This window comes from Burkholderia sp. Ax-1719 (genome assembly GCF_011753055.1).
In the GTDB taxonomy this organism is placed as follows: Bacteria; Pseudomonadota; Gammaproteobacteria; order Burkholderiales; family Burkholderiaceae; genus Paraburkholderia.
On sequence record NZ_VWWJ01000002.1, the window covers coordinates 41,577 to 65,219 of the forward strand.

General features: G+C 64.6%; 20 protein-coding genes. 12 read left to right on the top strand and 8 right to left on the bottom strand.

The features are described from left to right. Positions 1–25 precede the first annotated feature (25 nt). Both F3J17_RS05245 and F3J17_RS05250 read left to right on the top strand, forming a co-directional pair. A complete protein-coding gene (locus F3J17_RS05245; RefSeq protein ID WP_167054608.1) occupies positions 26–265 on the top strand; it encodes a hypothetical protein in 240 nt (79 codons plus the stop codon). Between the two features lie 111 nt (positions 266–376). Continuing rightward, positions 377–790: a hypothetical protein gene (locus F3J17_RS05250; protein ID WP_167054610.1), complete on the top strand. Its 414-nt coding sequence runs from the start codon at positions 377–379 to the stop codon at positions 788–790. A 333-nt stretch (positions 791–1,123) separates the two neighbouring features. Here F3J17_RS05250 and F3J17_RS05255 read toward each other — a convergent pair whose 3' ends face one another. After that, positions 1,124–2,524: an NAD-dependent succinate-semialdehyde dehydrogenase gene (locus F3J17_RS05255; RefSeq protein WP_167054612.1), complete on the bottom strand. Its 1,401-nt coding sequence runs from the start codon at positions 2,522–2,524 to the stop codon at positions 1,124–1,126. Between the two features lie 109 nt (positions 2,525–2,633). Between F3J17_RS05255 and F3J17_RS05260 the strand changes: the two genes are divergently transcribed. Continuing rightward, positions 2,634–3,533, top strand: coding sequence for a LysR family transcriptional regulator (locus tag F3J17_RS05260; RefSeq protein WP_167054614.1), 900 nt, complete (start codon positions 2,634–2,636; stop codon positions 3,531–3,533). Positions 3,534–3,743: 210 nt separating this feature from the next. Here F3J17_RS05260 and F3J17_RS05265 read toward each other — a convergent pair whose 3' ends face one another. Further along, positions 3,744–5,210 carry an MFS transporter gene (locus tag F3J17_RS05265; RefSeq protein WP_167054617.1) on the bottom strand — a complete coding sequence of 489 codons (1,467 nt, stop codon included), beginning with the start codon at positions 5,208–5,210 and terminating at the stop codon, positions 3,744–3,746. 166 nt (positions 5,211–5,376) lie between these two features. Here F3J17_RS05265 and F3J17_RS05270 point away from each other — a divergent pair, with 166 nt between their 5' ends. After that, the gene (locus tag F3J17_RS05270; protein WP_167054619.1) at positions 5,377–6,249 is read left to right on the top strand and encodes a LysR family transcriptional regulator; all 873 of its coding nucleotides are present in this window, start codon (positions 5,377–5,379) and stop codon (positions 6,247–6,249) included. An 18-nt stretch (positions 6,250–6,267) separates the two neighbouring features. On the opposite strand, the gene F3J17_RS05275 is transcribed toward F3J17_RS05270, so the two are convergent. From F3J17_RS05275 to F3J17_RS05295, 5 genes are all read right to left on the bottom strand, one after another. Further along, complete coding sequence (locus F3J17_RS05275; protein ID WP_167054621.1) at positions 6,268–7,458, bottom strand: tyrosine-type recombinase/integrase; 1,191 nt, start codon at positions 7,456–7,458, stop codon at positions 6,268–6,270. Positions 7,459–7,581: 123 nt separating this feature from the next. Then, entirely contained in the window at positions 7,582–9,318 is a 1,737-nt protein-coding gene (locus F3J17_RS05280) for a flotillin family protein (RefSeq protein ID WP_167054623.1), read from the bottom strand. 143 nt (positions 9,319–9,461) lie between these two features. After that, positions 9,462–10,133, bottom strand: coding sequence for a YqiJ family protein (locus F3J17_RS05285; protein WP_167054625.1), 672 nt, complete (start codon positions 10,131–10,133; stop codon positions 9,462–9,464). 198 nt (positions 10,134–10,331) lie between these two features. Continuing rightward, on the bottom strand, positions 10,332–11,180 hold the full coding sequence (locus F3J17_RS05290; protein ID WP_167054627.1) for a class I SAM-dependent methyltransferase: 849 nt from the start codon (positions 11,178–11,180) through the stop codon (positions 10,332–10,334). Positions 11,181–11,201: 21 nt separating this feature from the next. Next, on the bottom strand, positions 11,202–12,206 hold the full coding sequence (locus F3J17_RS05295; protein ID WP_167054629.1) for a LysR family transcriptional regulator: 1,005 nt from the start codon (positions 12,204–12,206) through the stop codon (positions 11,202–11,204). A gap of 151 nt (positions 12,207–12,357) precedes the next feature. Between F3J17_RS05295 and F3J17_RS05300 the strand changes: the two genes are divergently transcribed. From F3J17_RS05300 to araH, 8 genes are all read left to right on the top strand, one after another. Further along, a complete protein-coding gene (locus F3J17_RS05300) occupies positions 12,358–14,109 on the top strand; it encodes an IlvD/Edd family dehydratase (RefSeq protein WP_167054631.1) in 1,752 nt (583 codons plus the stop codon). Between the two features lie 25 nt (positions 14,110–14,134). Continuing rightward, entirely contained in the window at positions 14,135–15,712 is a 1,578-nt protein-coding gene (locus F3J17_RS05305) for an aldehyde dehydrogenase (NADP(+)) (RefSeq protein WP_345891147.1), read from the top strand. Between the two features lie 84 nt (positions 15,713–15,796). Further along, complete coding sequence (locus F3J17_RS05310) at positions 15,797–17,149, top strand: MFS transporter (protein ID WP_167054635.1); 1,353 nt, start codon at positions 15,797–15,799, stop codon at positions 17,147–17,149. 31 nt (positions 17,150–17,180) lie between these two features. Beyond that, complete coding sequence (locus F3J17_RS05315; protein ID WP_167054637.1) at positions 17,181–18,110, top strand: dihydrodipicolinate synthase family protein; 930 nt, start codon at positions 17,181–17,183, stop codon at positions 18,108–18,110. Positions 18,111–18,186: 76 nt separating this feature from the next. Beyond that, positions 18,187–19,116, top strand: coding sequence for a Gfo/Idh/MocA family oxidoreductase (locus F3J17_RS05320; RefSeq protein WP_167055500.1), 930 nt, complete (start codon positions 18,187–18,189; stop codon positions 19,114–19,116). 54 nt (positions 19,117–19,170) lie between these two features. Continuing rightward, positions 19,171–20,175, top strand: coding sequence for an arabinose ABC transporter substrate-binding protein (locus F3J17_RS05325; protein WP_167054639.1), 1,005 nt, complete (start codon positions 19,171–19,173; stop codon positions 20,173–20,175). A gap of 35 nt (positions 20,176–20,210) precedes the next feature. After that, on the top strand, positions 20,211–21,767 hold the full coding sequence (araG, locus tag F3J17_RS05330; protein ID WP_167054641.1) for an L-arabinose ABC transporter ATP-binding protein AraG: 1,557 nt from the start codon (positions 20,211–20,213) through the stop codon (positions 21,765–21,767). 46 nt (positions 21,768–21,813) lie between these two features. Next, complete coding sequence (araH, locus tag F3J17_RS05335; protein WP_167054643.1) at positions 21,814–22,824, top strand: L-arabinose ABC transporter permease AraH; 1,011 nt, start codon at positions 21,814–21,816, stop codon at positions 22,822–22,824. 56 nt (positions 22,825–22,880) lie between these two features. Here araH and F3J17_RS05340 read toward each other — a convergent pair whose 3' ends face one another. Beyond that, entirely contained in the window at positions 22,881–23,606 is a 726-nt protein-coding gene (locus tag F3J17_RS05340; protein ID WP_167054644.1) for a FadR/GntR family transcriptional regulator, read from the bottom strand. Between the last annotated feature and the right edge of the window lie 37 nt (positions 23,607–23,643).

Consider the following 23,643-nt stretch of genomic DNA (forward strand, 5'->3'; position numbering starts at 1 on the left):
TTGCGGCATTACTAGGAGACATGAATTGTTGAGCCCGCACGAGTTCGCCACGCTGATGTTGATCCGCCACGCGCCGGAACAGATCGACATGAACCGTCACGAACTCGATACCCTGCTTGAACGCCAGCTCGTCGCGCTCGAAACGCGCGCCGAAGGTCACCGCCTGCCGTCGCTCACGACCGCGGGCCACTCGCTGCTCGAAGCGCTCGGCCGCGTCGAGCCCCTGCGCGTCGCGCACGACGATATGAGTTTTGATACGCATTGATCGGGACCGACGTGAGCACGCATCGAGCGAGTTGCGTGCGAGCGCCAGTAGAATGAGCGCCTGATCAATTGCGCTGAGCATTCAGCCAGCATTTGGCCATATCGTCCGCCCATGAAACGCTTCGCCGTCGCTTTTTATGCCGCCCTGCTCGCGGCTTCGCTGAACACCGCCCACGCCGCCGACCTTGATCGCGCCGATCCCGACCGCGCGCAGATCCTTGCAACGGCCCATCGTCAGGATCCCGTCGAAGGCCGCTTTGTCGTGCTCGATATGTTGAAGGACGGCAATGCCGCCTATCTGTGCGCGGTGGTGCGCGATAAGGATGGCGAACTCGAGCGTACCGATGAGTCTGTCGAGGTTCACCTGCTTGCTTTCCGCAAGCAGTCGGACGGCTGGAAGGCCAGTGCCGTAACCGGCGTTTTTACCAGCGATCCGCCCAATCCCAAAGACTGTCTGCTGGAAGGTCACATCATCAAGACACGCGCCGATATCGACGCATTCGTGAAGCTCGTGAACCGTCCCTGAAACTGGATGCGCGCGCACCCATTTCTCTCACGCCCCACGCCCCAAAAAAATCGCCGGCGGTTGCCCGCCGGCGTTCAAGACTTCGACTCTGCATGGTCCCAGAATGAACGGGGACAGGGTATGGTGCGCGGCGCACAGACCGGCAAGTCAGTCGATCCGCTGCCGTGCTCCATAAGCTGATTAACGGTCAACTCGCGAAAAGGTTGAATGCGGAAAAACCCGCTCGCTCGTCAACCCTGGTCGAACCGTCATCGGTAAAAAAGACCTTCTGGCAAGGCGTAAAACGTTTCCACGTTGTCTTCTCGCTGTTTCAACGCCTTGCGCGACGCTGCGTTAGCGGCGATCCACCCACACCGTCTGGATGTTGCAGAACTCGTGCATCCCGAAGCTGGACAACTCGCGCCCGAAGCCGCTCTTCTTTACGCCGCCGACGGTCACGCGCGGGTCGGTTGCCACATCACCGTTGATGAAGACCGCGCCCGTGTCCATCTGCGCGGCCAGTGCATTCGCGCGCTCGACGTCGCCTGACCAGATCGTGCCGCCCAGACCGAACTCGCTATCGTTGGCCATGTCGACGGCGTGCTGCGCGTCGCGCGCCACGATGATTGCCGCGACCGGTCCGAACAGCTCTTCCTTGAACGCGGTCATGCCCGGACGCACGTCGGCGAGAATCGTCGGCGCGTAGTAGTTGCCCGCGCCTTCGATCTTGTTGCCGCCGATCACGAGGCGTGCGCCTTCGGCGATCGAACGCTCGACCTGGTTGTGCAACTCGTCGCGCAGGTCGTAGCGCGCCATCGGGCCGATAAAGGTGCTGTCCTCGCGCGGCGAACCGATGCGCAGCGCCTTCACGGCTTCGACAAAACGCGTTTCGAATTCGGCGGCGATGCTTTCCTCGACGATCAGGCGCTTGGCGGCCAGGCACACCTGGCCCGTATTACCGTAGCGGCCCAGCACGGCGGAGCGCACGGCCTCGTCCAGATCGGCGTCGGCGAGCACGATGAAGGCATCCGAGCCGCCCAGTTCCAGCACGCACTTCTTGAGCGCCGCACCCGCCAGCGCGGCGATGGCCGAACCGGCGCGCACGCTGCCCGTGACCGCGACGGCGGCGATGCGCGCATCGGCGATCACCGGTGCGACGCGCTCGGGCGGCAGGTTCAGCACTTCGAACGCACCTTCGGGCAGATCGGTAGCCGCGAGCGCATCGCGCAGCAGGTAGGCGCTGCCCATCACGTTCGGCGCGTGCTTGAGTACGTAGGTATTGCCCGCGAGCAGCATGCTCACCGCGCCGCGCAGGACTTGCCAGATCGGGAAGTTCCACGGCATGACCGCGAGGATCGGGCCGAGCGGGCGGAATTCCTGGCGCGCGACGCCGCTCAGCACCGGCGCATTCAGGGGCGCGAGCATCGCCGGGCCGTTTTCGGCATACCACTCGGCGAGCGCCGCGCACTTTTCGACTTCGCCGCGCGCCTGGGCAACCGGCTTGCCCATTTCGTCGGCCATCATCGTGGCGAAGGCCTGCTTGCGCTCGCGCAGCACATGCGCGAGCTGCACCAGCACGGCGGCGCGTTGCGCGACGGGCGTGTCGCGCCAGACGCGCGCGGCGCTGGCGGTGCGCACCAGCGCGGCTTCCACGGCGACTTCGCTGTCGAACGCATAGGTGGCGAGGATTTCGCCGTTGGCGGGGTTGCGCGAGACGGCGCCGATGGTGCCGATGGTGTCGTTTGTCGTGGTCATGCTGGGCTCCTCAAAGGAAACGCGATGATGAATGAGCCACAGCATACGATCTGGCAATCCTCAGTGAAAGTGAATAATATTGAATAAATTGTTCTCTCGGAGTGAGGAAGTGGAGCTGGCTCAACTGCAGATCTTTCGCGAAATCGCCGATGCGGGCAGCGTGCAGGCCGCGGCGCTTCGGCTGCACCGCGTGCCGTCCAATCTGACCACGCGCCTGAAACAACTGGAGGAGGAACTGGGCGCGGAGCTGTTCATCCGCGAAAAGATGCGCCTGCGGCTGTCCGCGACGGGCGCGGCGTTTCTCGATTACACACGCCGTATTCTCGATCTGGTCGACGAAGCGAAGCTGTCCGTGGCGGGCGACGAGCCGCGCGGCGCGCTGCCGCTCGGTTCGCTCGAAAGTGTGGCGGCCGTGCGCATTCCGCCGGTGCTGGCGGCGTTTCATCGGCGCTATCCGGAAGTGGCGCTCGATCTGTCGACGGGGCCGTCGGGCGAACTGATCGATCGCGTGCTGGAAGGGGAACTGGCGGCGGCTTTCGTCGACGGGCCGGTTTCGCATCCCATGCTGACCGGCGTGCCCGTGTTCAGCGAGGAACTGGTGCTGATTTCGGCGGCCAATCGCAAGCCGATCAAGCGCGCCAAGGACGTGAACGGCGCGAACATCTACGCGTTCCGCTCGAACTGTTCGTATCGGCGCACATTCGAGCGCTGGTTCGAGGAGGATCATGCCGCGCCCGGACGCGTGTTCGAACTGGAGTCGTATCACGGCATGCTGGCGTGCGTGTCGGCGGGCGCGGGTCTCGCGCTGCTGCCTGCAAGCTTGCTGGAGAGCATGCCGAGCCGGGGCGCGGTGACGGCGCACAAGCTGCCGGCCTCGGTGCGAGCGGTGACGATTTATCTGGTGTGGCGCAGCGATCTGCGCGCGCCCGCGGCGCTGCGGCGGCTGGTGGAAATGCTGGAGGCGCAACGGGCCGAAGCGACCGACAAACCCGTCGAAACCACGGCATGAAAAGCGCTCCGGCACGCCGATGGACACATTATCGGCAAGCCGGAGCGAACCCCAGTCCAGACCGGCTCATCGAGATTATCGAGCGGCCCAGGTAGTCTCGGAGAAGACTGCGCGCATCGTAGCAAGCGGGTTTGCTATCGTGAACGAAGCCTTTGGCATAACGAAATCAGCGCGTGCCTTCGATGATGCTTCGATGTTGTTCACGCGCCTTCAGTCATGCGCATGCAAGCGCCGATGCAACGGCCCAAGCGCCATCGACAGCAGCACGCACACAGCCAGAATCGCCACCAGCGCGAACATCGACACCTTGAAGGCCGCTGCGTAATCGTGCGCCGCGGGATGCGCGCCCAGCCGCGCGAAGAACAAGCCGCCGAGCGTCGCCGCGCCCACCGCCGCGCCGATCTGCAGCATCGCCGTGACCATGCCCGATGCCACGCCCGCACGCGCCGGTTCGACTTCGGCGAGCACGATGCGTACCACGGACGGCAGCACCAGGCCCTGGCCGATCCCCATCGCCGCAAGTCCCACGTAGAAGCCCGCGCCCGGCGCCGAAGCGCCCGCAAGCGTCGCCGCCGTGGCAAGCCCAAGCGCGATCAGCACATAGCCGAGCGTGAGCACGCGATAGCCGCCGAAACGCGCGACGAGACGCGGCATCACGAGCGGACTAGACAGAAAGCCCACGCCGAACGGCAGGATCGCGAACCCCGACGCGAGCGGCGACCAGTGCAGCCCGCCTTGCAGGTAAATGCCGTAGCTCAGGAAAAACGCGCTCAGCAGATAGAACAGAAACGCCAGCGCAAGCCCCAGCGCCACCACGGGATTGCGCAGCAGCCGCACATCGAGCAGCGGATCCTTGCCTGCCGCAAGTGTGCGCATTTCCACGCGCAGCAGCAGGCCCAGCACGGGCGCCGATGCGGCCAGGCAAAACAGCATCCACGCGGGCCAGCCTTCCTCGCGACCGCGCGTGAGCGGGTAGACCAACATCAGCAGAAACAGCGACAACAGCAGCGTGCCGGGCAGGTCGATACGCGCGCCGCGCGGCGGCCGGCTTTCTGGAATAAAGCGCCAGCTGCCGAGCAATGCGAGGACGCCAATCGGCAGGTTGACGAGAAAGATCGCGCGCCAGCCCAGCCCGAACGGATGCAGGCTGATGAGCGCGCCGCCGCCCAACTGGCCGATCACCGCCGCGACGCCGAACACGAAGCCGTAAAGGCCCATCACGCGCACCTGCTCGTGCGGCGCGTAGACGCTGCGGATGGTCGCCAGCACCTGCGGCGCGAGCACGGCGGCGAAGAGGCCCTGCAGGATCCGCCCGAACACGAGCACCGTGCCATCGGCGGCGAGACCGCAGAGCGTCGAAGCCAGCACGAAACCCGCCATGCCGATCATGAACATGCGCTTGCGGCCGTAGAGGTCACCCAGCCGCCCGCCCGTGATCTGCGCGACCGCGTTGGCGCAGGCGTAGGCAGAGACCACGAGCTGCAATTGCGATGCGCTGGCGGCCAGACCGTCGTGAATCGAGGGCATCGCCAGATTGACGATGAAGTAGTCGACTGGCGGCAGGATCGCGCCGATCAGCAGGACGACCAGCGCCCAGCCTGAATGACCGTGCGCGGCAGCGCAGGCGGAAGGAGGCGCAGCCGCGCGCGGCGCGGCGGTGAGGGTGTTGTCGGACATGGCGGACTCGTCTCAAGAGTGGCTGGTGCAGCGGGCGCGCCATCACGGGTTGGCGCACTGCACCATTGGATGAGCCATTGTGCTATAGCACGCATCCGGCGGAAAAGCGGGAATAAGTGGTACTATCCATCGAGTTAATCGATGGATAGCGAGGCAGGGGAACAGCATGCGCGGTTTCGAACTGGATCAGTTGCGCACCTTCACGGTGGTGGTGGATGCGGGCAGCCTCACGGCCGCCGCGCCATCGCTGCATCTGTCGCAGTCCACGGTCAGCGAGCAGATGCGCAAGCTGGAGGTGCGCGCGGGCGTGCCGTTGTTCGTGCGCAGCAAACGCGGGGTCGAAACCACGCCCGCAGGCGCCCGGCTGCTGACGCACGCGCGCCGCATCGTGGCGCTCAACGAAGCCGCCTTCGACGATGTGCGCGGCCAGGCGATCAAGGGCGAGTTGCGCGTCGCCATCACCGATTACTACCGCACCCACGAAGTGGCCGGCATGCTTGCGCGGCTGCGCGAGTGCTATCCGCAACTGAGTCTGCACGTGAGCACGATGAAGAGCGTCGAGATCGAGCAGGCGCACGCGCGCCGCGAAATCGACCTGGGCGTGGTGATGAATATGTCGGTGGGCGCGGTGCGGCCCGCGAGCGGCGATGCGCGCTGGGTGCTGCGCCGCGAGCCGCTGCATTGGGTCGCTTCACCCGCGCTGGCGGAGACATTGCCCGACCCGCTGCCGCTCGTGCTGCTACCGAACGACTGCATGCTGCATCAGATTGCGGTGCATTCGCTGGAGGAGCAGGGGCGTGCTTTCGTGATGGGCCATAGCGCGTCGGGCGTGGCGGGCTTGCAGTCGATGCTGGCGGCGGGGCTGGGCGTGGGATGCCTGTGCGCGTCGGCGGTGCCGGACGGTCTGGTGCGACTGCCGGCGCGTCATCGGTTGCCCGCGCTGCCGGAAGCGGTGTTTTCGCTCACGCCGCCGCTGGATGGGGAGAGCGAGACGGTGACGCAGGCGCGCGAGGTGTTGGCGCGACAACTGGTGGTTTGAGCGTGGCGAGTGAGGCGCTCACCACCCGATCCGATGTTTCTCGTCGGTTTCGCGATGGCGCACGTCGTCGTCGCTATGCAGATAGAGGCTGGTGGTGCTCAGCGACGCGTGGCCCAGGTTATCGCGCACGAGGCGCAGATCGACGTCGCCATCGGCCATGTGCGAGCCCGCGCTGTGCCGCAGCCAGTGCGCCGACGCCGCCTCAAGCCGCGCCGCGCGCGCCTGGGCCTGCGCGGAATCCGCCGCCCCATCCATCTCGCGCAAACGCTGCGCCGCGCCCGCAAAAATCCCCTTCACGATCGTATGCAGCGCCGTGCGCGTGAGTGGCTTGAGCGATTTGCCGATCGGCAGCACCAGCGGCGTGCTCTCGTGCGGCGCGGGCAGCGCGGCAAGACCGCGCGCGGTGCGGTAGCGCGCCAGCTCCGTCATCATTTCGGCGGTCGCGGGCACGAGTCGCCGACGCTCGCCCTTGCCCAGCACATCGAGCCACCAGCGCTCCACTCCCGAGCCATCGCGGCGCGCGAAAAAATCGCCCATCGTGTTCCCGCCAACTTCGGAGATACGCAGGCCGCCCAGATACAGCAGCGTGAGCAGCCAGCGCGTGCGGCTGTGATGCTCGCGCTCGCGCGCGCTCTCGCGCGGCAGACTGTCGACGTACGCTTTCACCTCGTCCCACAATTCGCGTTCCAGATAGCGCGTGATGCGCGGCGCGGCACGGCGCGCACGCTGGCGCGAGAGCGAAAGCGGATTGCCGGCCAGATAACCGGCGCTCACGAGCCAGGAAAACAGCGTGTTGAGGATCACCATCGCCTGACGCTGACTGGCGGCGGACAGGGGCCCGTAGAACGGCCGCCAGCGCGCATCGTCGCGCGCGTGCTTGCGGCCGCCGCCCGCGACCCAGCGCGCGGCGGGCTGCGGATCGGCGAGAAAATGCTGATACGCGAGCAGATCCTCGTGCGTAAGCGAAGACAGCGGCTTGCCCAGTTGCACGATGGCCCAGAGCAGCAGGCGCTCGCTTTCCTTGCGATAGGTCTCGAACGTGGCCTTGGAGTCGGCGACGCGCGCGAGCCACGCGCGGATCGCTTCGAGGTCGTTGGCCGCCGCAATCTGCATGCGGCCAGGCGCGCGATTGACGCCGTCGCGGCCATCGAGATCGGCGGGCAGTTCGAGGGCGTCGAGCGGACGGGGAGCGAGCAGGGCGGTGTGCATGTCGAAACGTGGATGAAACCACGTGGACTATAACGCGGATCGCGCGCCGCCCGAAGCGTGCGCCCGGACGAAAAAAAACCGCGCGGCCCTTGCGGGCGGCACGGCGTTGGCGGAGGGCGCGTTCTAGCTTGTGGCGCTCGCATCCGGCAGACGCGGACCGTAGTGGGCGGCGTGGGCCGGATCGACGCCGTTGATGGCGGGCGGCGCGCTCGTGATTTCGGCATGGCTGGCCGCAGCCGATGCACCCGGCACCATCGCCGACAAGGTCGAGCCGTTCAGACCGATTTCCTTGAGCAGCGAATCGACCAGCGGGGCGTGCGCGCGATAGGCCAGCGCCGCCGACATGGCCTGCTCGGCCAGATTGCCGTTGCCATTGCCGCCCACGGACACGCCGTCGTTGGCCGCGCCGCCCTGGCGGTTCAGACCATCGACCTGAATGATCTTGATGCCGTCGATGGACTTCATCGGCTCGACGGTCTGCGCGATGATCGACGGCAGCGCCTGCAGCAAGGCCAGCTTGAACTTCAGCGAAGTCTGGTCCGACGAGAGCGTGTTGATCGCGTCGTTCAGGGCGCGCTGCGCCTCGGCTTCGGCGAGTCCCTTCTTGCGGGCGGCTTCGGCCAGTTCAACGATCGCCGTGGCCTGCATTTGCGCGGCTTCACGTTCCGCGCGCGCCTTGGTCGTGACGTGCACCGCGCTCGTTTCCGCTTCCTGTGCGGCTTCGATCAGCGCGACCTGCTTGGCGCGGTCGGCTTCGGCGGTGCGGCGCGTGGTTTCCACGAGCTGCTCGGCCTTGACCGCTTCGGCGAGGGACTCATTGGCGCGCGCCTGCGCCGTCGATTGCGCTTCCGACTTCTGCGCGATGATGATCGCGCGTTCCTGCTCGGCAATCTGCGTGACCTTGGCCTGCTCGATTTCCTTCACGCGGATTTCGCGGTCGGCTTCCACCTTGCGCGAACGCACGGCCTGCTCGCGCTCGATTTCTGATTCCTGCACCTGACGCTCGGCAGCGATACGGCTTTGCTCGGCTTCCTGGTGGCGCTGCGCCTCGAACGCGGTGATGCGTGCGTTCTGTTCGGCGGTACGCGTCTTCACCTGCTGCTCCTGCTCAAGCTTCATGAACGATTCCTGCTGATCGATCTCGAGACGCTTGGAGAGCGCATCGCGATTCTTCTCGCGCACGGAAACTTCGGTATCCTGCTCGACCTCGTTGCGCTCCTTGCGACGGCGCTCGGTTTCCTGCGTGAGTTTGGTGAGACCTTCGGCGTCGAACGCGTTGTTCGGATCGAAGTATTCCTTCGAGGTCTGGTTGAAGTTGGTGAGCGAGACGCTTTCCAGCTCCAGGCCGTTTTTGGTGAGGTCTTCCGCCACGGTGTTCTGCACGCCTTGCACGAATTTTTCGCGTGCGTCCTGCAGGTCCTGCATGGTCATTTGCGCGGCCGTCGAGCGCAGCGCATCGACGAACTTGTCGTCCACCAGCGCGCGCAGGTTTTCGGGCGCGAGCGTGCGCTGGCCGAGCGTTTGGGCGGCGGTCGAAACGCCTTCGGCAGTGGGCGCGACGCGCACGAAGAACGCCACCACGACGTCGACGCGCATGCGGTCCTTGGTGATCAGGCTATCGCGCGAGGCGCGGCTGACTTCGAGCTTGAGCGTGTTCATGTTGATCGGAATGACCTCATGGAACACGGGCAACACGACCGCGCCGCCGCTCATGATGACGCGCTGGCCGCCCAGACCCGTGCGCACGAAGGCGCGTTCGGCTGAAGCGCGCACGTAGAGGCGCGCGAAAATCAGGCCGATGAGGCCGAGGCCGACGATGACCGCCAGACCGACGGCACCCCAGAATATGATCGTATCCATTGCGATGGTTGACTCTCGATGTGGTTAAGAAAGTGTGTCCCCCTCTCCCTTGGGAGAGGGGTTAGGGGAGAGGGAGTGAGTGTGTATTCCACTCCCCAGCCCTCTCCCTGAGGGAGAGGGAGTAATCAGCCGCTCCCCTCTCCCTACGGGAGAGGGGCCGGGGGAGAGGTGTGGCGTGGACTCTTGATCGCCCGATACAACGACCCCGAAACCCGCGCAGTAATCAGCACCGTCTGCCCGCGCACGAACGCCAGTCCTGGCTCATCCGGCTCGATACGAACGTAATGCGCCTGGCCGAATTCATCGACGAAACGTGCTTCAGCCGGATTACCCTGCGTAGCCTCGCCAGTAACAATCCTCACGGCGCGACCAATAAAATCAATCTCCGATAAGGCGCTCGATTCTTCCTGCGGCACGATACGGCCAATCGGCTTACCGGTTTTACGCACAAACACCAGCGAAAGCGGCAGCGCCACAACTGCCGCCAAAGCCGGCGGCAACATAAAATGAAACAGCGCATGCAGCACCCACTGCAGCAGCAATCCCGCAATAGCAAAGCCTGTTAGAAACAGCGCGAGTAAAACAAGAAACGGCACGCGGCCCACATGCAGCCAGCCGAGTAGCTGGCCGATAAAACCCGTATCCGCACCACTAGCCGCATGGTCGATATCGAATTGATGGGCAATCAGATTGCCCGCATGCGCCGTGACGCTAAAGCCGAACAATAAAGTCACGCTTTCCAGTACGGCGATCACAATCATGATGCCGATCGCCACGATGAATGGCGCATATCCCGGTTGCAACAAGGTGGTCATTGAGTTTTATCGTTTCTGCGTTATCCCGCTGTAAGTTTATATCGGAATGATGCAATGCACTAAATGCGTCACGCATAAAGGCATAAATAAACCAATGCGGGTGGCATTAATCTAGCGCGTTGCACATAAAAAATCCGTAAATATCAGGTGAGGAGTGACAAGGTAATGACTGTCACGAAAGCTTGAATAAAATTGCGATTAAACCGTGGCGATCAGAAACGATTCGCCCCTGGCGGGTTTCAACCCGTCGTCGCGGCCGCTGAAATAGCGCGCGACGATCTCGTCGGTGCCGATGTGTTCGGCATGCGAGAAACCCGCTTCACGCGCGAGATCGAGCATTTGCCCGGGGCGAAAGAAACTCACGAACGGCGTGCCCGCCGCTCGTGCCCGCTCGTAGACGGCGGCATGCTGCGAGCGCTCCGGCTCGTCGATCATGTCCAGCGGCAGCGTGAATGTCATGGCCAGCAGGGAGCCGCGCGCGAGTTGCGTGACTTCGCGCAGCGTCGCCAGGTTCGCTTCGCGCGTGAGATACATCGACACGCCCGTCGATGCCACCACCGCGGGCTGCGCGGAATCGAAACCCGCTTTCACCAGCTGCGCGCGCCATGAATCGCCTGCCTCGAAATCGACGCCTACGAAGCGCAACCATTCCTGTTCGCGAAATCCCAGATCGGCGAGGCGCTGGCGTTTCCAGGTCTGCGTGTCCGGGTGATCGACTTCATACACGTGCATGCGCGCGGCGATCTCGGGGCGGCGTTGCGCGAAGGTATCGAGGCCCGCGCCCAGCAGGACATATTGCGCGACGCCCTGCGCAAGCTGTGCCACGACCAGGTCTTCGATCAGGCGCGCGCGGCCCACGATCGAGGCGCGATAGCCGTGTGTGCCCTCGGGATCCATATCGGGACGTTTGCGCCAGTGCGCGTCGGGTGCGGCGAGTTGCATGCCCAGTTCGTCTACCAGCACATGCGGCGCGGCATCGACCTGGACATGCAGCGCGCGCCAGAGCGCGGTGCGGATCGCGGTGGAATCGGGCGTAGCTGCGGACATGTGCGTCTCCGGTGGCGTTAGCTAGTTTGAAGAATACGTCTGTGCGTCCGTCGGCGTCGCGCCATAGACCTCCGCGCTCACGGCGCGCAGCGCTTCGATCATCACTTCCGCAGCCGGCGACAGCAGCTTGTCCGCGCGCGTGATGATGCCGAAGTCGTCCATCTGACAGTCCATCGGCAGCGGCAGGATCGCCACCATGCCGTGCGCCGCGTAGTAGCGCGCCACGTCGCCGGTCAGCACGGCGATCATGTCGCTTTGTTCCAGCACGCGCGTGATGAACAGCAGCGCAGGTGTTTCCACTACATTCGAAGGCGGCGCGAGGCTTGCGCGCTGGAACATCAGCTCGAAGCGATGGCGCAGCACGCTCGCCACCGGCGGCACCACCCAGGTCGCGCGGGCGACATCGGCGAGTGTCAGCGGCTTTTCAGCGTCATCGGCGGCGTCGGCTGAAGCTGAGAACAGCGGATGCCCCGGTCGCACCACCGCGCACACCGGTTCGCCCGTGAGCGCTTCGTAACGCAGCGCGAGCTTGTCGTGCTCGGCGGAAAGCCGCCCGAGCACCACGTCCAGCTTGTCTTGCGCCAGGTGTTCGAGCAGTGCGTTGCTCGCGTCGATCTCCACCGATATGCGCATATTCGCGTGCGTGCGCTTGACCGCCGCCACGGCGGCCGGCAGCACGCGCACGCCTGGCGAGGTGATCGCGCCCACCGCAACATGGCCCAGCCGCCCGGCCTTGAGCGCGGTCAGTTCTTCCTGCGCCTGATCGAGGCTGCCCAGCACGGCGCGCGCGTGACGGATCAGCGCGTCGCCATACAGCGTGGGTTTCATCCCGCGTGGCATGCGCTCGAACAGCAGTGCGCCCAACATCTCTTCGAGTTCGCGCAGCAGCCTGGATGCGGCGGGCTGCGTCATATTGAGCGCCGCCGCCGCGCGGTGAATATTGCCTTCTTCCGCAAGCGCGACCACCAGCAACAACTGCCGCGTCTTGAGCCGCGTGCGCACGTACCAGGGGCTTGTCTCCAGCATGACGGTGCCTGATTTCCCAAATAGTTCTAAGCGTTTATACCAATGCCGATTTCGATATCGGAACCGTTCTTTTTTTCATTAGAAGGTTATCAGAGTTCTCCTTAGACTATGCGGAACATTCAGCCAATTCAGCCCTACCCACATTCAGACGATGTCGGCAACGAAACCCAAACTGCGCTCCCAACAGTGGTTCGGCACCACGGACAAGAACGGCTTCATGTACCGAAGCTGGATGAAAAACCAGGGCATTCCGGATCACGAATTCGATGGCCGCCCGGTCATCGGCATCTGCAATACGTGGTCCGAACTTACGCCCTGCAACGCCCACTTCCGCAAGCTCGCGGAACATGTCAAACGCGGTATCTATGAAGCGGGCGGCTTCCCGGTCGAATTCCCGGTGTTCTCGAACGGCGAATCGAATCTGCGCCCCTCGGCGATGCTCACGCGCAATCTCGCCTCGATGGACGTGGAAGAGGCGATTCGCGGCAATCCCATCGACGCCGTCGTGCTGCTGTGCGGCTGCGACAAGACCACACCCGCGCTGCTGATGGGCGCGGCGAGCGTGGACGTACCCGCCATCGTCGTGACGGGCGGCCCGATGCTCAACGGCAAGCTCGAAGGCAAGGATATCGGCTCGGGCACGGCGGTCTGGCGTCTGCACGAATCGCTCAAGGCGGGCGAGATCGACCTGCATCACTTCCTCGCGGCCGAAGGCGGCATGTCGCGCTCGGCGGGCACCTGCAACACCATGGGCACCGCATCCACGATGGCCTGCATGGCGGAATCGCTGGGCGTTTCGCTGCCGCACAACGCGGCGATTCCGGCTGTGGATGCGCGCCGCTACGTGCTCGCGCATATGTCGGGCATGCGCATCGTGCAGATGGCGCTGGAAGACCTGAAGCTCTCGAAGATCCTCACGCGCGAGGCGTTCGAAAACGCGATCCGCACCAATGCGGCGATCGGCGGTTCGACCAATGCGGTGATCCATCTGAAGGCGATTGCGGGGCGCATCGGCGTGCCGCTCGAACTGGAGGACTGGCAACGCATAGGCCGCAGCACGCCCACCATCGTCGATCTGCAGCCTTCGGGCCGCTTCCTGATGGAAGAGTTTTATTACGCGGGCGGCTTGCCTGCGGTGTTGCGCCGTCTGGGCGAGGCGAATCTGCTGCCGCATCCGGGTGCGCTCACCGTCAACGGCAAGTCGATCTGGGACAACGTGCGCGAAGCGCCGAACTATAACGACGAGGTCATTCGCCAGATCGACAATCCGCTGATCGCGGACGGCGGCATCTGTATCCTGCGCGGCAATCTCGCGCCGCGCGGCGCGGTGCTCAAACCCTCGGCGGCCACGCCCGAACTGCTCAAGCATCGTGGCCGCGCCGTGGTGTTCGAGAACTTCGATCACTACAAGGCGACCATCGGCGACGAATCGCTCGACGTCGACAAAGATTCGATCCTCGTGATGAAGAACTGCGGCCCGCGCGGTTATCCGGGCATGGCCGAAGTCGGCAATATGGGTTTGCCGCCCAAACTGCTGCGTCAGGGCGTGAAAGACATGGTGCGTATTTCGGACGCCCGCATGAGCGGCACGGCGTACGGCACGGTGGTGCTGCACGTCGCGCCGGAAGCGGCGGCGGGCGGACCGCTGGCGGCGGTGCGCAACGGCGACTGGATCGAACTCGATTGCGAATCGGGCCGCCTGCACCTCGATATCAGCGACGAGGAACTGCAACGCCGCCTGAGCGATGTCGATCCCGCGGCCGCACCGGGCGTGGCGGAACAGCTCGGCAAGGGCGGCTATGCGCGCCTTTACGTCGATCACGTTCTGCAAGCCGACGAAGGCTGCGATCTGGACTTCCTCGTTGGCAAGCGCGGCTCCGACGTGCCGCGTCATTCGCACTGACGCGCAAGGGCAACCCATCATGACGATTGCACTCACGGGCGAGCTGCTGATCGGCTCGCAGACGAAACGCGGCGAAGGCGCGGCGTTTCAATCCATCGACGCGGCAAGCCAGCAGGCCATCGCGCAACCGGTTTTCCACGGCGCGCTGCAAGGCGATGTCGAACAAGCCTGCACGCTCGCCGATGAAGCGTTCGATATTTATCGCGCTTTGTCCGCCGAAAAACGCGCGCAATTCCTCGACGATTGTGCCGTGCGTATCGAAGCACTCGGCGATCAACTGATCGAACGCGCGATGGCGGAAAGTGGCCTGCCGCGCGCCCGGCTGGAAGGCGAGCGCGCCCGCACGGCCAATCAGTTGCGCATGTTCGCCACGCTCGTGCGTAGCGGCGACGCGCTCGACGCGCGCATCGAACCCGCTTTGCCCGAGCGCCAGCCCCCGCGCACCGATCTGCGTTTCTGGCGCATCGGCGTGGGTCCGGTTGCGGTGTTCGGCGCGAGTAATTTCCCGCTGGCGTTTTCGGTCGCGGGCGGCGATACGGCTTCTGCGTTGGCGGCGGGTTGCCCGGTGGTCGTGAAGGCGCATCCGGCGCATCCCGGCACGTCCGAACTCGTGGGCCGCGCGATCCAGCAGGCGGTCGCGGCCGCGGGCCTGCCCGAAGGCGTGTTCTCGCTGCTGTTCGACGCGGGTCATCAAGTGGGCGCGGCGCTGGTGCAGCATCCGGCGATTCGCGCCGTGGGCTTTACCGGTTCGCGCGCGGGCGGTCTTGCGCTGGTGAAGCTGGCGGCAGCACGCGCCGAACCGATTCCCGTCTACGCCGAAATGAGCAGCGTGAATCCGAATCTGCTGTTGCCTGGCGCACTCGCCGCGCGTGGCGAGTCGCTAGCGCGTGAATTCGCGGCATCGGCGACGCTGGGCTGCGGGCAGTTCTGCACGAACCCGGGCTTGATGCTGGGTCTCAAAGGCGCGGCATTCGACGCTTTCACCGCCAACGCCACACGCGAATTCAGCGCGGCGAATGCGGGCGTAATGCTCACGGCAGGCATATTGAGCGCCTATGAAAAGGGCGTGAACCGGCTCGCCCAGCATGCCAGCGTGACGACGCTCGCACGCGGCGCAGCGGCGCCTAACCGCGCGCAAAGTGCATTGCTCAAGGTCAGCGCGCGCGATCTGCTTGCGGACGCAACCATCGGCGATGAAGTATTCGGACCGAGCAGCGTGCTGGTCGAATGCGCCGACGAAGCCGAATTGCGCGCCGTCCTGCGCGGCATCGAAGGTCAATTGACCATCACGCTTCACATGGAAGCCGCCGATACCGATCTCGTGCGCACGCTCCTGCCGCTCATCGAGCGCAAGGCGGGCCGCGTGCTCGTCAACGGCTTCCCGACCGGCGTGGAAGTGTGCGATGCAATGGTCCACGGCGGCCCGTTCCCGGCGACTTCCGATGCGCGCAGCACGTCGGTGGGCACCGCAGCGATCGAGCGTTTCCTGCGCCCGGTCTGCTACCAGAATCTGGCCGATAGCCTGCTGCCTGATGCACTGCGCGACGCGAATCCGCTCGATATCAAGCGGCGCTTCGCAGGCAAACCTGAGAGCGTGAACTAGACCGAAAACGGACACGTCGCCCACGAGAACCGCGCTCAACGCGGACCGGCGACACGCTGGAGCAACACGAAGGAGACAGACAGGATGATCAATCCGCAGGTGCAGCAACCGGGCAAGACCGAGGCAGGCGCGGAGGAAAAGCATATCGTCGGCCATATCGCGCGCCGCCTCGTGCCGTTTCTCGCGCTGATCTACGTGGTGGCCTACGTCGACCGCACGGTAGTGGGCTTCGCGAAGCTGCATATGAACGCGGCCGTGGGCCTGAGCGACGCCGCGTATGGCCTGGGCGCGGGCCTCTTCTTCGTCGGCTACTTCCTGTGCGAAGTGCCGAGCAATCTCGCGCTCGCGCGCTTCGGCGCACGGGTATGGTTCGCGCGCATTCTCTTCACCTGGGGTGCAATTACGATGGCGATGGCCTTCGTCAGCGGTCCGAAGAGTTTTTACGTGCTGCGTTTTCTGCTCGGCGCCGCCGAAGCGGGTCTTTATCCTGGCATTCTGTTCTTCCTGACGCACTGGTTCCCGCTGCGCCATCGCGCGCGCGTGATCGGCCTGCTGGTGCTCGCGCAGCCCATCGCGGGCATCGTCACCGGCCCGATTGCGGGCGCTCTGCTCGAAACGCACGGCTTTTTCGGCCTGTCCAACTGGCAGACGTTGTTTGTCGTAAGCGGTTTGCCCGCCGTGCTGCTGTGCCTGCCCACGCTGCGCCTGCTGCCCGAATCGCCTGCTCATGCGCGCTGGCTCAAGCCTGAAGCGCGCCGCTGGATCGAGCGCGAACTTGCCTCCGACCATCGCAGCTATTCGCTCGACGCGCACCGCAACCCGTTCAGCGCCTTGAAGGACCGCCGCGTGCTGCTGCTCGCGTTGCTGTTTCTGCCGTTTCCGCTGTGCATCTATGGTTTGTCACTCTGGCTGCCTACCATTATCAAGGCGTTCGGCGTGAGCGATTCCACGGCGGGGCTGCTTTCCGCGGTGCCGTATCTGTTCGCGGTAGCGGGCTTGCTGATCGTGCCGCGCCATTCGGATAAACATCGCGAGCGCTATGGCCATATCGTCGTGGTGTCCGCGGTCGCGGCGCTCACGATGGCCGCGAGCGCGTGGGTTCATACGCCGGTGCTGCAACTGCTGTTCATCAGTTTGACCGCGTTTTCGCTCTATTCGATTCAGGCCGTGGTCTGGGCGCTGCCGGGCGAGTTTCTGACCGGCACCAGCGCGGCGGTGGGGATCGCGATGATCAACTCGCTCGCCAATCTGGGCGGTTATCTTGGTCCGTATGGCATCGGCCTGATCAAGGACGCGACGGGCAGCCTCGCGGCCGGACTGTATTTTCTCGCGGCCACATTGTTGGTCGCGGTACTCGCGACTTTCGCCGTTCGCGCGGCGCTGCGCACGCCGGTGCAAAGCGATGGCGCGAACGTAAAACTCGCGCGCGAGTCGTGATTGACCCCTTTGAATCAGCAGGATTGAAGCTATGACGACCAGCAGCACGGCCCGCTACACGGGCATCTTCCCGGTGGTGCCGACCACCTTTACCGCAAGCGGCGAACTCGATCTGCCGAGCCAGAAGCGCGCCGTCGATTTCATGATCGACGCGGGCGTAGACGGCCTGAGTATTCTCGCCAACTTTTCCGAGCAGTTTTCACTCTCCGACGACGAGCGCGAAATCCTCACGCGCACCGTGCTCGAACACGTGGCGGGCCGCGTGCCGGTGATCGTCACCACCACGCACTACGGTTCGAACGTCTGCGCCGCACGCAGCAAGCGCGCGCAGGAGATGGGCGCGGCGATGGTGATGGTGATGCCGCCGTACCACGGCGCAACCTTCCGCGTGCCCGAAGCGCAGATCTACGAGTTCTACGCGCGTGTGTCCGATGCCATCGACATTCCGATCATGATCCAGGACGCCCCTGCGGCCGGCACCGCGCTGTCCGCGCCGTTCCTCGCGCGCATGGCCCGCGAGATCGAACAGGTCTCGTACTTCAAGATCGAAACGCCGGGTGCGGCCAACAAGCTGCGCGAACTGATCCGTCTTGCAGGCGACGCCGCGGAAGGCCCGTGGGACGGCGAAGAAGGCATCACGCTGCTAGCTGACCTCCACGCGGGCGCAACGGGCGCAATGACGGGCGGCGGCTTTCCGGACGGCATTCGCCCGATCATCGTGGCGTGGCGCGAAGGCCGTACCGATGACGCTTTCACGCTGTACCAGAAGTGGCTGCCGCTCATCAATCACGAGAATCGCCAGGCAGGTCTGCTCGCCTGCAAATCGCTGATGAAAGAAGGCGGCGTGATCGATTGTGAACTGCCGCGCCACCCGCTGCCTGCGATGCATCCCGAGACGCGCGCAGAGCTGATTGCGATTGCCCGCAAGCTCGACCCGCTGGTCCTGCGTTGGGGTAAATAAATCATTCGGCATCCAGAATAAAATAATTTCCTTGGGGAAATCTGGACAAAGCGTGGATAAAGGATTGGAGATCGCCATGAATGCGTCGTACACCCTGGCTGTCGTCGGCGTTGGCAAGATCGCGCGCGACCAGCATCTGCCCGCCATCGCGGGCAATCCCGGCTTCGAACTCGTGGCCGCTGCAAGCCGCAATGCGCAAGTCGATAACGTGCGCAATTACAGCGATATCGGCGAATTGCTCAGCGCCGAGCGGGAACTCGACGCCGTGTCGCTGTGCGCGCCGCCGCAGGTGCGTTACGCGCAGGCGCGCGCCGCGCTCGAAGCGGGCAAGCACGTGATGCTGGAGAAGCCGCCGGGCGCGAGCGTGAGCGAAGTGGAAGCGCTGCGCGAACTGGCGAAGCAACACAAACGCACGCTGTTCGCCACCTGGCATTCGCGTTGTGCGAGCGCGGTCGAACCGGCGCGCGCGTGGCTCGCTACCCGCACGCTGCGCGCCGTGCACGTGCGCTGGAAAGAGGACGTGCGCCGCTGGCATCCGGGCCAACAATGGATCTGGGAGCCGGGCGGCCTGGGCGTGTTCGATCCGGGCATCAATGCGCTCTCCATCGTCACGCGCATCCTGCCGCGCGAAGTGCTGCTGCGCGGCGCGACGCTGCATGTGCCCAGCGACTGCGCCACGCCCATTGCGGCCGAACTCGATTGCATCGATACCGATGGCGTGCCCGTGCGCGCCGAATTCGACTGGCGGCACGGCCCGGTCGAGCAATGGGAAATCGACGTGGAAACCACCGACGGCCTGCTGTCGATCTCCGAAGGCGGCAAGCGACTTTCGATCAAGGGCGAGCCGGTTCAACTCGACGCCGAACGCGAATACGCGGCGCTCTACGAGCGCTTCCACTGGTTGATCGCGCATGGCACCGATGACGTGGACGTGCGCCCGCTGCGCCTCGTCGCAGATGCGTTCCTGCTCGGCAGGCATGTCGAAGTCGAAGCGTTTGGACACTAATCGTTCGGATCACGTAACAAATAAACGCAGCACCACACCCAAGGAGACAGGAGCATGACCAGCAACATCCGCCGCTTTACCCTTCGCGCCGTGTTCGCGGCTCTGTGCGTCGCGCCGCTCGGCATGAATATCGCGGCGCACGCCGATTCGCCCACCAAGATCGGCTTTCTCGTGAAGATGCCCGAGCAGGCCTGGTTCATCAACGAGCAGAAGGCCGCCACGGCGCTGGGCCAGAAGGAGAACTTTTCGGTGGTGAATATCGGCACGCCGGACGGTGAAAAGGTGCTGGCTGCGATCGATAACCTCGGTGCGCAAGGCGCGCAGGGCTTCGTGATCTGCGCGCCCGACGTGCGTCTTGGACCGGCCATCCAGGCGCGCGCCAAGCGCTACAACATGAAGTTCGTGACGGTCGACGATCAACTGGTGGATTCGTCGGGCAAGCCGCTGGCGAGCGTGCCGCATCTGGGCATGTCGGCGTTCAAGATCGGCAATCAGGTGGGCACGGCCATCGCCGAGGAAATGAAGCGTCGCGGCTGGAAGCCGGAAGAAGTGGGCGCGCTGCGCATCACCGACTACGAACTGCCGACGGCCAAGCTGCGCACCGACGGCGCGACGGCTTCGCTGATCGCGGGCGGCTTCAAGAAGGAAAACATTTTCGACGCGCCGCAAAAGACCACCGACGACGAAGGCGGTTTCAATGCAGCCTCGCCGGTGCTCGCACAGCATCCGAACATCAAGAAGTGGGTGATCTTCGCGCTCAACGAAGAGAGCGTGCTGGGCGCCGTGCGCGCGACGGAGCAACTGCACCTGCCGGCAAGCGACGTGATCGGCGTGGGTATCAACGGCGCCGGCGAAGCGTTCGCGGAATTCCAGAAGAAGCAGCCCACGGGCTTCTACGGCACGATCGCCGTCAGCTCGACGAATCACGGCAAGGACAGCGCCGAAAACCTCGTCGACTGGATCCGCAGCGGCAAGCAGCCGCCCGCCGATACGCAGACCACCGGCAAGCTGATGACGCGCGACAACTGGACGGCCGTGCGCAGCGAGCTGGGAATTTAAGGCTGTTTTGACGCGTGTTTAAGGGCAGGGATGCAATGACTGAAACCATGACATATGCCGATGCGGCGAGCGCGAGCGCAGCGTTTCAACAGGCTCAACAGGGGAGCCGCGCGTATCTGGAACTCGACGGCATTACCGTGAGTTTTCCGGGTGTGAAGGCGCTCGACCGCGTTTCACTGGAAGTGCGCGCGGGCGAAGTTCACGGTCTGATGGGCGAGAACGGCGCGGGCAAATCTACGCTGCTCAAGGTGCTCTCGGGGGTGAACCAGGCGCAGGAAGGCTCGCTCAAACTGGGTGGTGTGGAGCAGCGCTTCACGACCACCAAGGCGGCGCTCGACGCGGGCATTGCGATCATCTATCAGGAATTGCATCTCGTGCCTGAGTTGACGGTGGCGGATAACCTGATGCTCGGGCAGTTGCCCAATCGCCTGGGCGTGCTTGACGAACGCACGCTCGTGCAGCGCGCGATGGACGAACTCAAGCGTCTGGGCGAACGCATCGATCCCCGCACGCCGGTGAAGAATCTCTCCATCGGCCAGCGACAGATGATCGAGATCGGCAAGGCGCTGATGCGCGACGCGCGCGTGATTGCGTTCGATGAGCCGACCAGTTCGCTGTCGGCGCGCGAAACGGAGAACCTTTTTCGCATCATCAACGCGCTGCGTGCGGATGGCCGCGCGATCATCTACGTCACGCACCGCATGGACGAGGTCTACGAGTTGTGCGATCGCGTGACGGTGTTTCGCGACGGCAAGCGCATCGAGACTTTCGAATCGGTCGCCGATCTCGACCGCAACCGCCTGATCGCGGCGATGGTAGGGCGCTCGATCGAGGACGTGTACGGCTATCGTTCGCGCCCGGCCGGCGAGGTGCTGCTCGAAGCGAAGGGACTGCTTGGGCCGGGTCTGGCCGAGCCTGTGTCCTTTACCGCACGGCGCGGCGAGATTGTCGGCTTCTTCGGGCTGGTGGGCGCGGGCCGCTCCGAGCTGATGAAGCTGATTTACGGCGCGACGCGTGCGAGCGCGGGCCATGTCGAGCTGAACGGCAAACGCGTGAATTTCGCGAGCCCGCGTGACGCCGTGCGCGCAGGTATCGCGTTGTGCCCGGAGGACCGCAAGCAGGAAGGCATCGTTGCTATTGCTTCGGTCGCGGACAACCTCAACATCAGCGCGCGCCGTCACTTCAGTCCCGCACGCTTTCTGCTCGACGCCAGGCGCGAGCGCGATCTGACCGACGACTACATCAAGAAGCTCGCGATCAAGACGCGTAACGGCGATACCGCCATCGGCACGCTTTCGGGCGGCAACCAGCAGAAGGTAATCCTGTCGCGCTGGCTGGCCGAACGCATCGAAGTGTTCCTGATGGACGAGCCCACGCGCGGCATCGACGTGGGCGCGCGCGCCGAAATCTACAACCTGCTTTACGAGCTTGCCGAAGCGGGCCGCACCGTGATCATGGTGTCGAGCGATCTCGCTGAAGTGATCGGCGTGGCCGACCGCATCATCGTGATGCGCGAAGGGCGCATTGCGGGCAGCGTGCCGAAAGCCGATGCCTCGCCCGACGAACTGATCAAGCTCGCGCTGCCGCGTTGAAAACCTGAGCAGTGCAATTGAAATTGCAACCGAAACGAAACCAGAGATGAGTCAAGCCATGCAGCCACAGGGCACGCCTACCGTCAACGAAGCCGCCGCGCCGATTACGCCCTCGCGGGCCCGTGCGTGGGACATGATCAACAAATCGGGCATCGTGGTGGTGTTCGTGGTGCTGTTCGCGGTACTCTCCGCAACGGTCCCCGACTTCCTCACCACCCGCAATATTCAGGGCCTTTTGCTCTCCGTCACGCTGATCGGCTCGATTGCCGTGACCATGATGTTCGTGCTCGCACTGGGCGAAGTCGACCTGTCCGTCGCGTCGATCGTCGCGTTCTCGGGCGTGGTGGCCTCGACCGTCATCACGCAGTCGCATAGCGTGATGCTTGGTATCGCCGCGGGCATTCTGGCGGGCGGCGCGGTCGGCCTCGTCAACGGCGTGCTGATCGCGCGCTTCAAGATCAACTCGCTGATCGCCACGCTTGCGATGATGGAAGCAGTGCGCGGCCTCGCCTTCCTCACCTCGAACGGCGACGCCGTGATGATCTCGGAGGAGCGCTTCTTCGATCTGGGCGGCGGTTCGTTCCTCGGCATCTCGTTTCCGATCTGGAGCAACATCATCGGCTTCGTGGTGTTCGGCTTCCTGCTCAAGAAAACCGTGTTCGGCAAGAACGTGCTGGCCGTGGGCGGCAACGGCGAGGCCGCGCGTCTGGCGGGCCTGCCGGTCACGCGCATCAAGATCACGGTGTTCGTGCTGCAAGGGCTGGTGACGGGCTTCGCGGGCGTGATGCTGGCTTCGCGTATGAGCCTGGGCGATCCGAAGACCTCGGTGGGCCTGGAGCTGGGCGTGATCTCGGCCTGCGTGCTGGGCGGCGTGTCGCTCACCGGCGGCGTGGCGACGATTTCCGGCGTACTGGTGGGCGTGCTCATCATGGGCGCGGTGCAGGACGCCATGAGCCTCATGAATGTGCCGACGTTCTATCAATACCTGATTCGCGGCGGCATTCTGTTGCTGGCGGTGCTGTTCGACCAGTTCCGTCGTAGCAAGCGGGCGGTGTGAGCGTGAGGCGCGGCGGGCGGGTGGCGGGAATAACCAGTGCGCGCCCGCACGCGGCCTCACGTATCCAGCGCCGCGCCCCCCAGAATCGACTTCGCATCGGCCCGTGCATTGTCGAGCTGCACGAGGCTCGCCTGTCTTGCGGCCAGTGCATCGCGATGCTCGATGGCGGTGAGGATCGCCTTATGACGCGGCAGCGAAAGCGCGTGGGTATTGGGATGGCGGCTGGTGAGCTTGATCGATTCGCCCAGCGCCAGCGACAGCATATTGCCGATATAGCCGAGCATGTCGTTATGCGTGGCGGCCATGATCGCGCGGTGGAACTCCAGATCGGGTTCGAGCAGATCGTCGGCGGTTTCAGCGTTTTCCATACGCGCGTAAGCGGCGGCGATGCGCTCGCGATCTTCGTCGGTGGCGGAAATCGCGGCGAGCGCGGCCGCCGCCGGCTCGATGATCTGCCGCACCGTCATGAGCGAGCGGAAGAATTCGCCTTCGGGCAGGCTGTTGACGGTCCAGAACAGCACATCGGGGTCGAGCATGTGCCATTCGTCGCGCGGGCGCACCACGCTGCCCACGCGCGGCTTCGACACCACAAGGCCCTTGGCCACCAGCACGCGCGTTGCCTCGCGCAGCACCGGGCGGCTCACGCCGTAGATTTCGCACAGGCTGGGTTCGGGCGGCAGGCGCTGGCCCGGCGCGAGCGCGCCGCCAACGATCTGCATGCCAAGCTCCTGCACGATACGCGCGTGCATGCTCTTGCGTTTCTCTAGATTGCGGTAATCCATAGATGATCCGACCGGGCTTGCCGGTCAGGCATGCCCC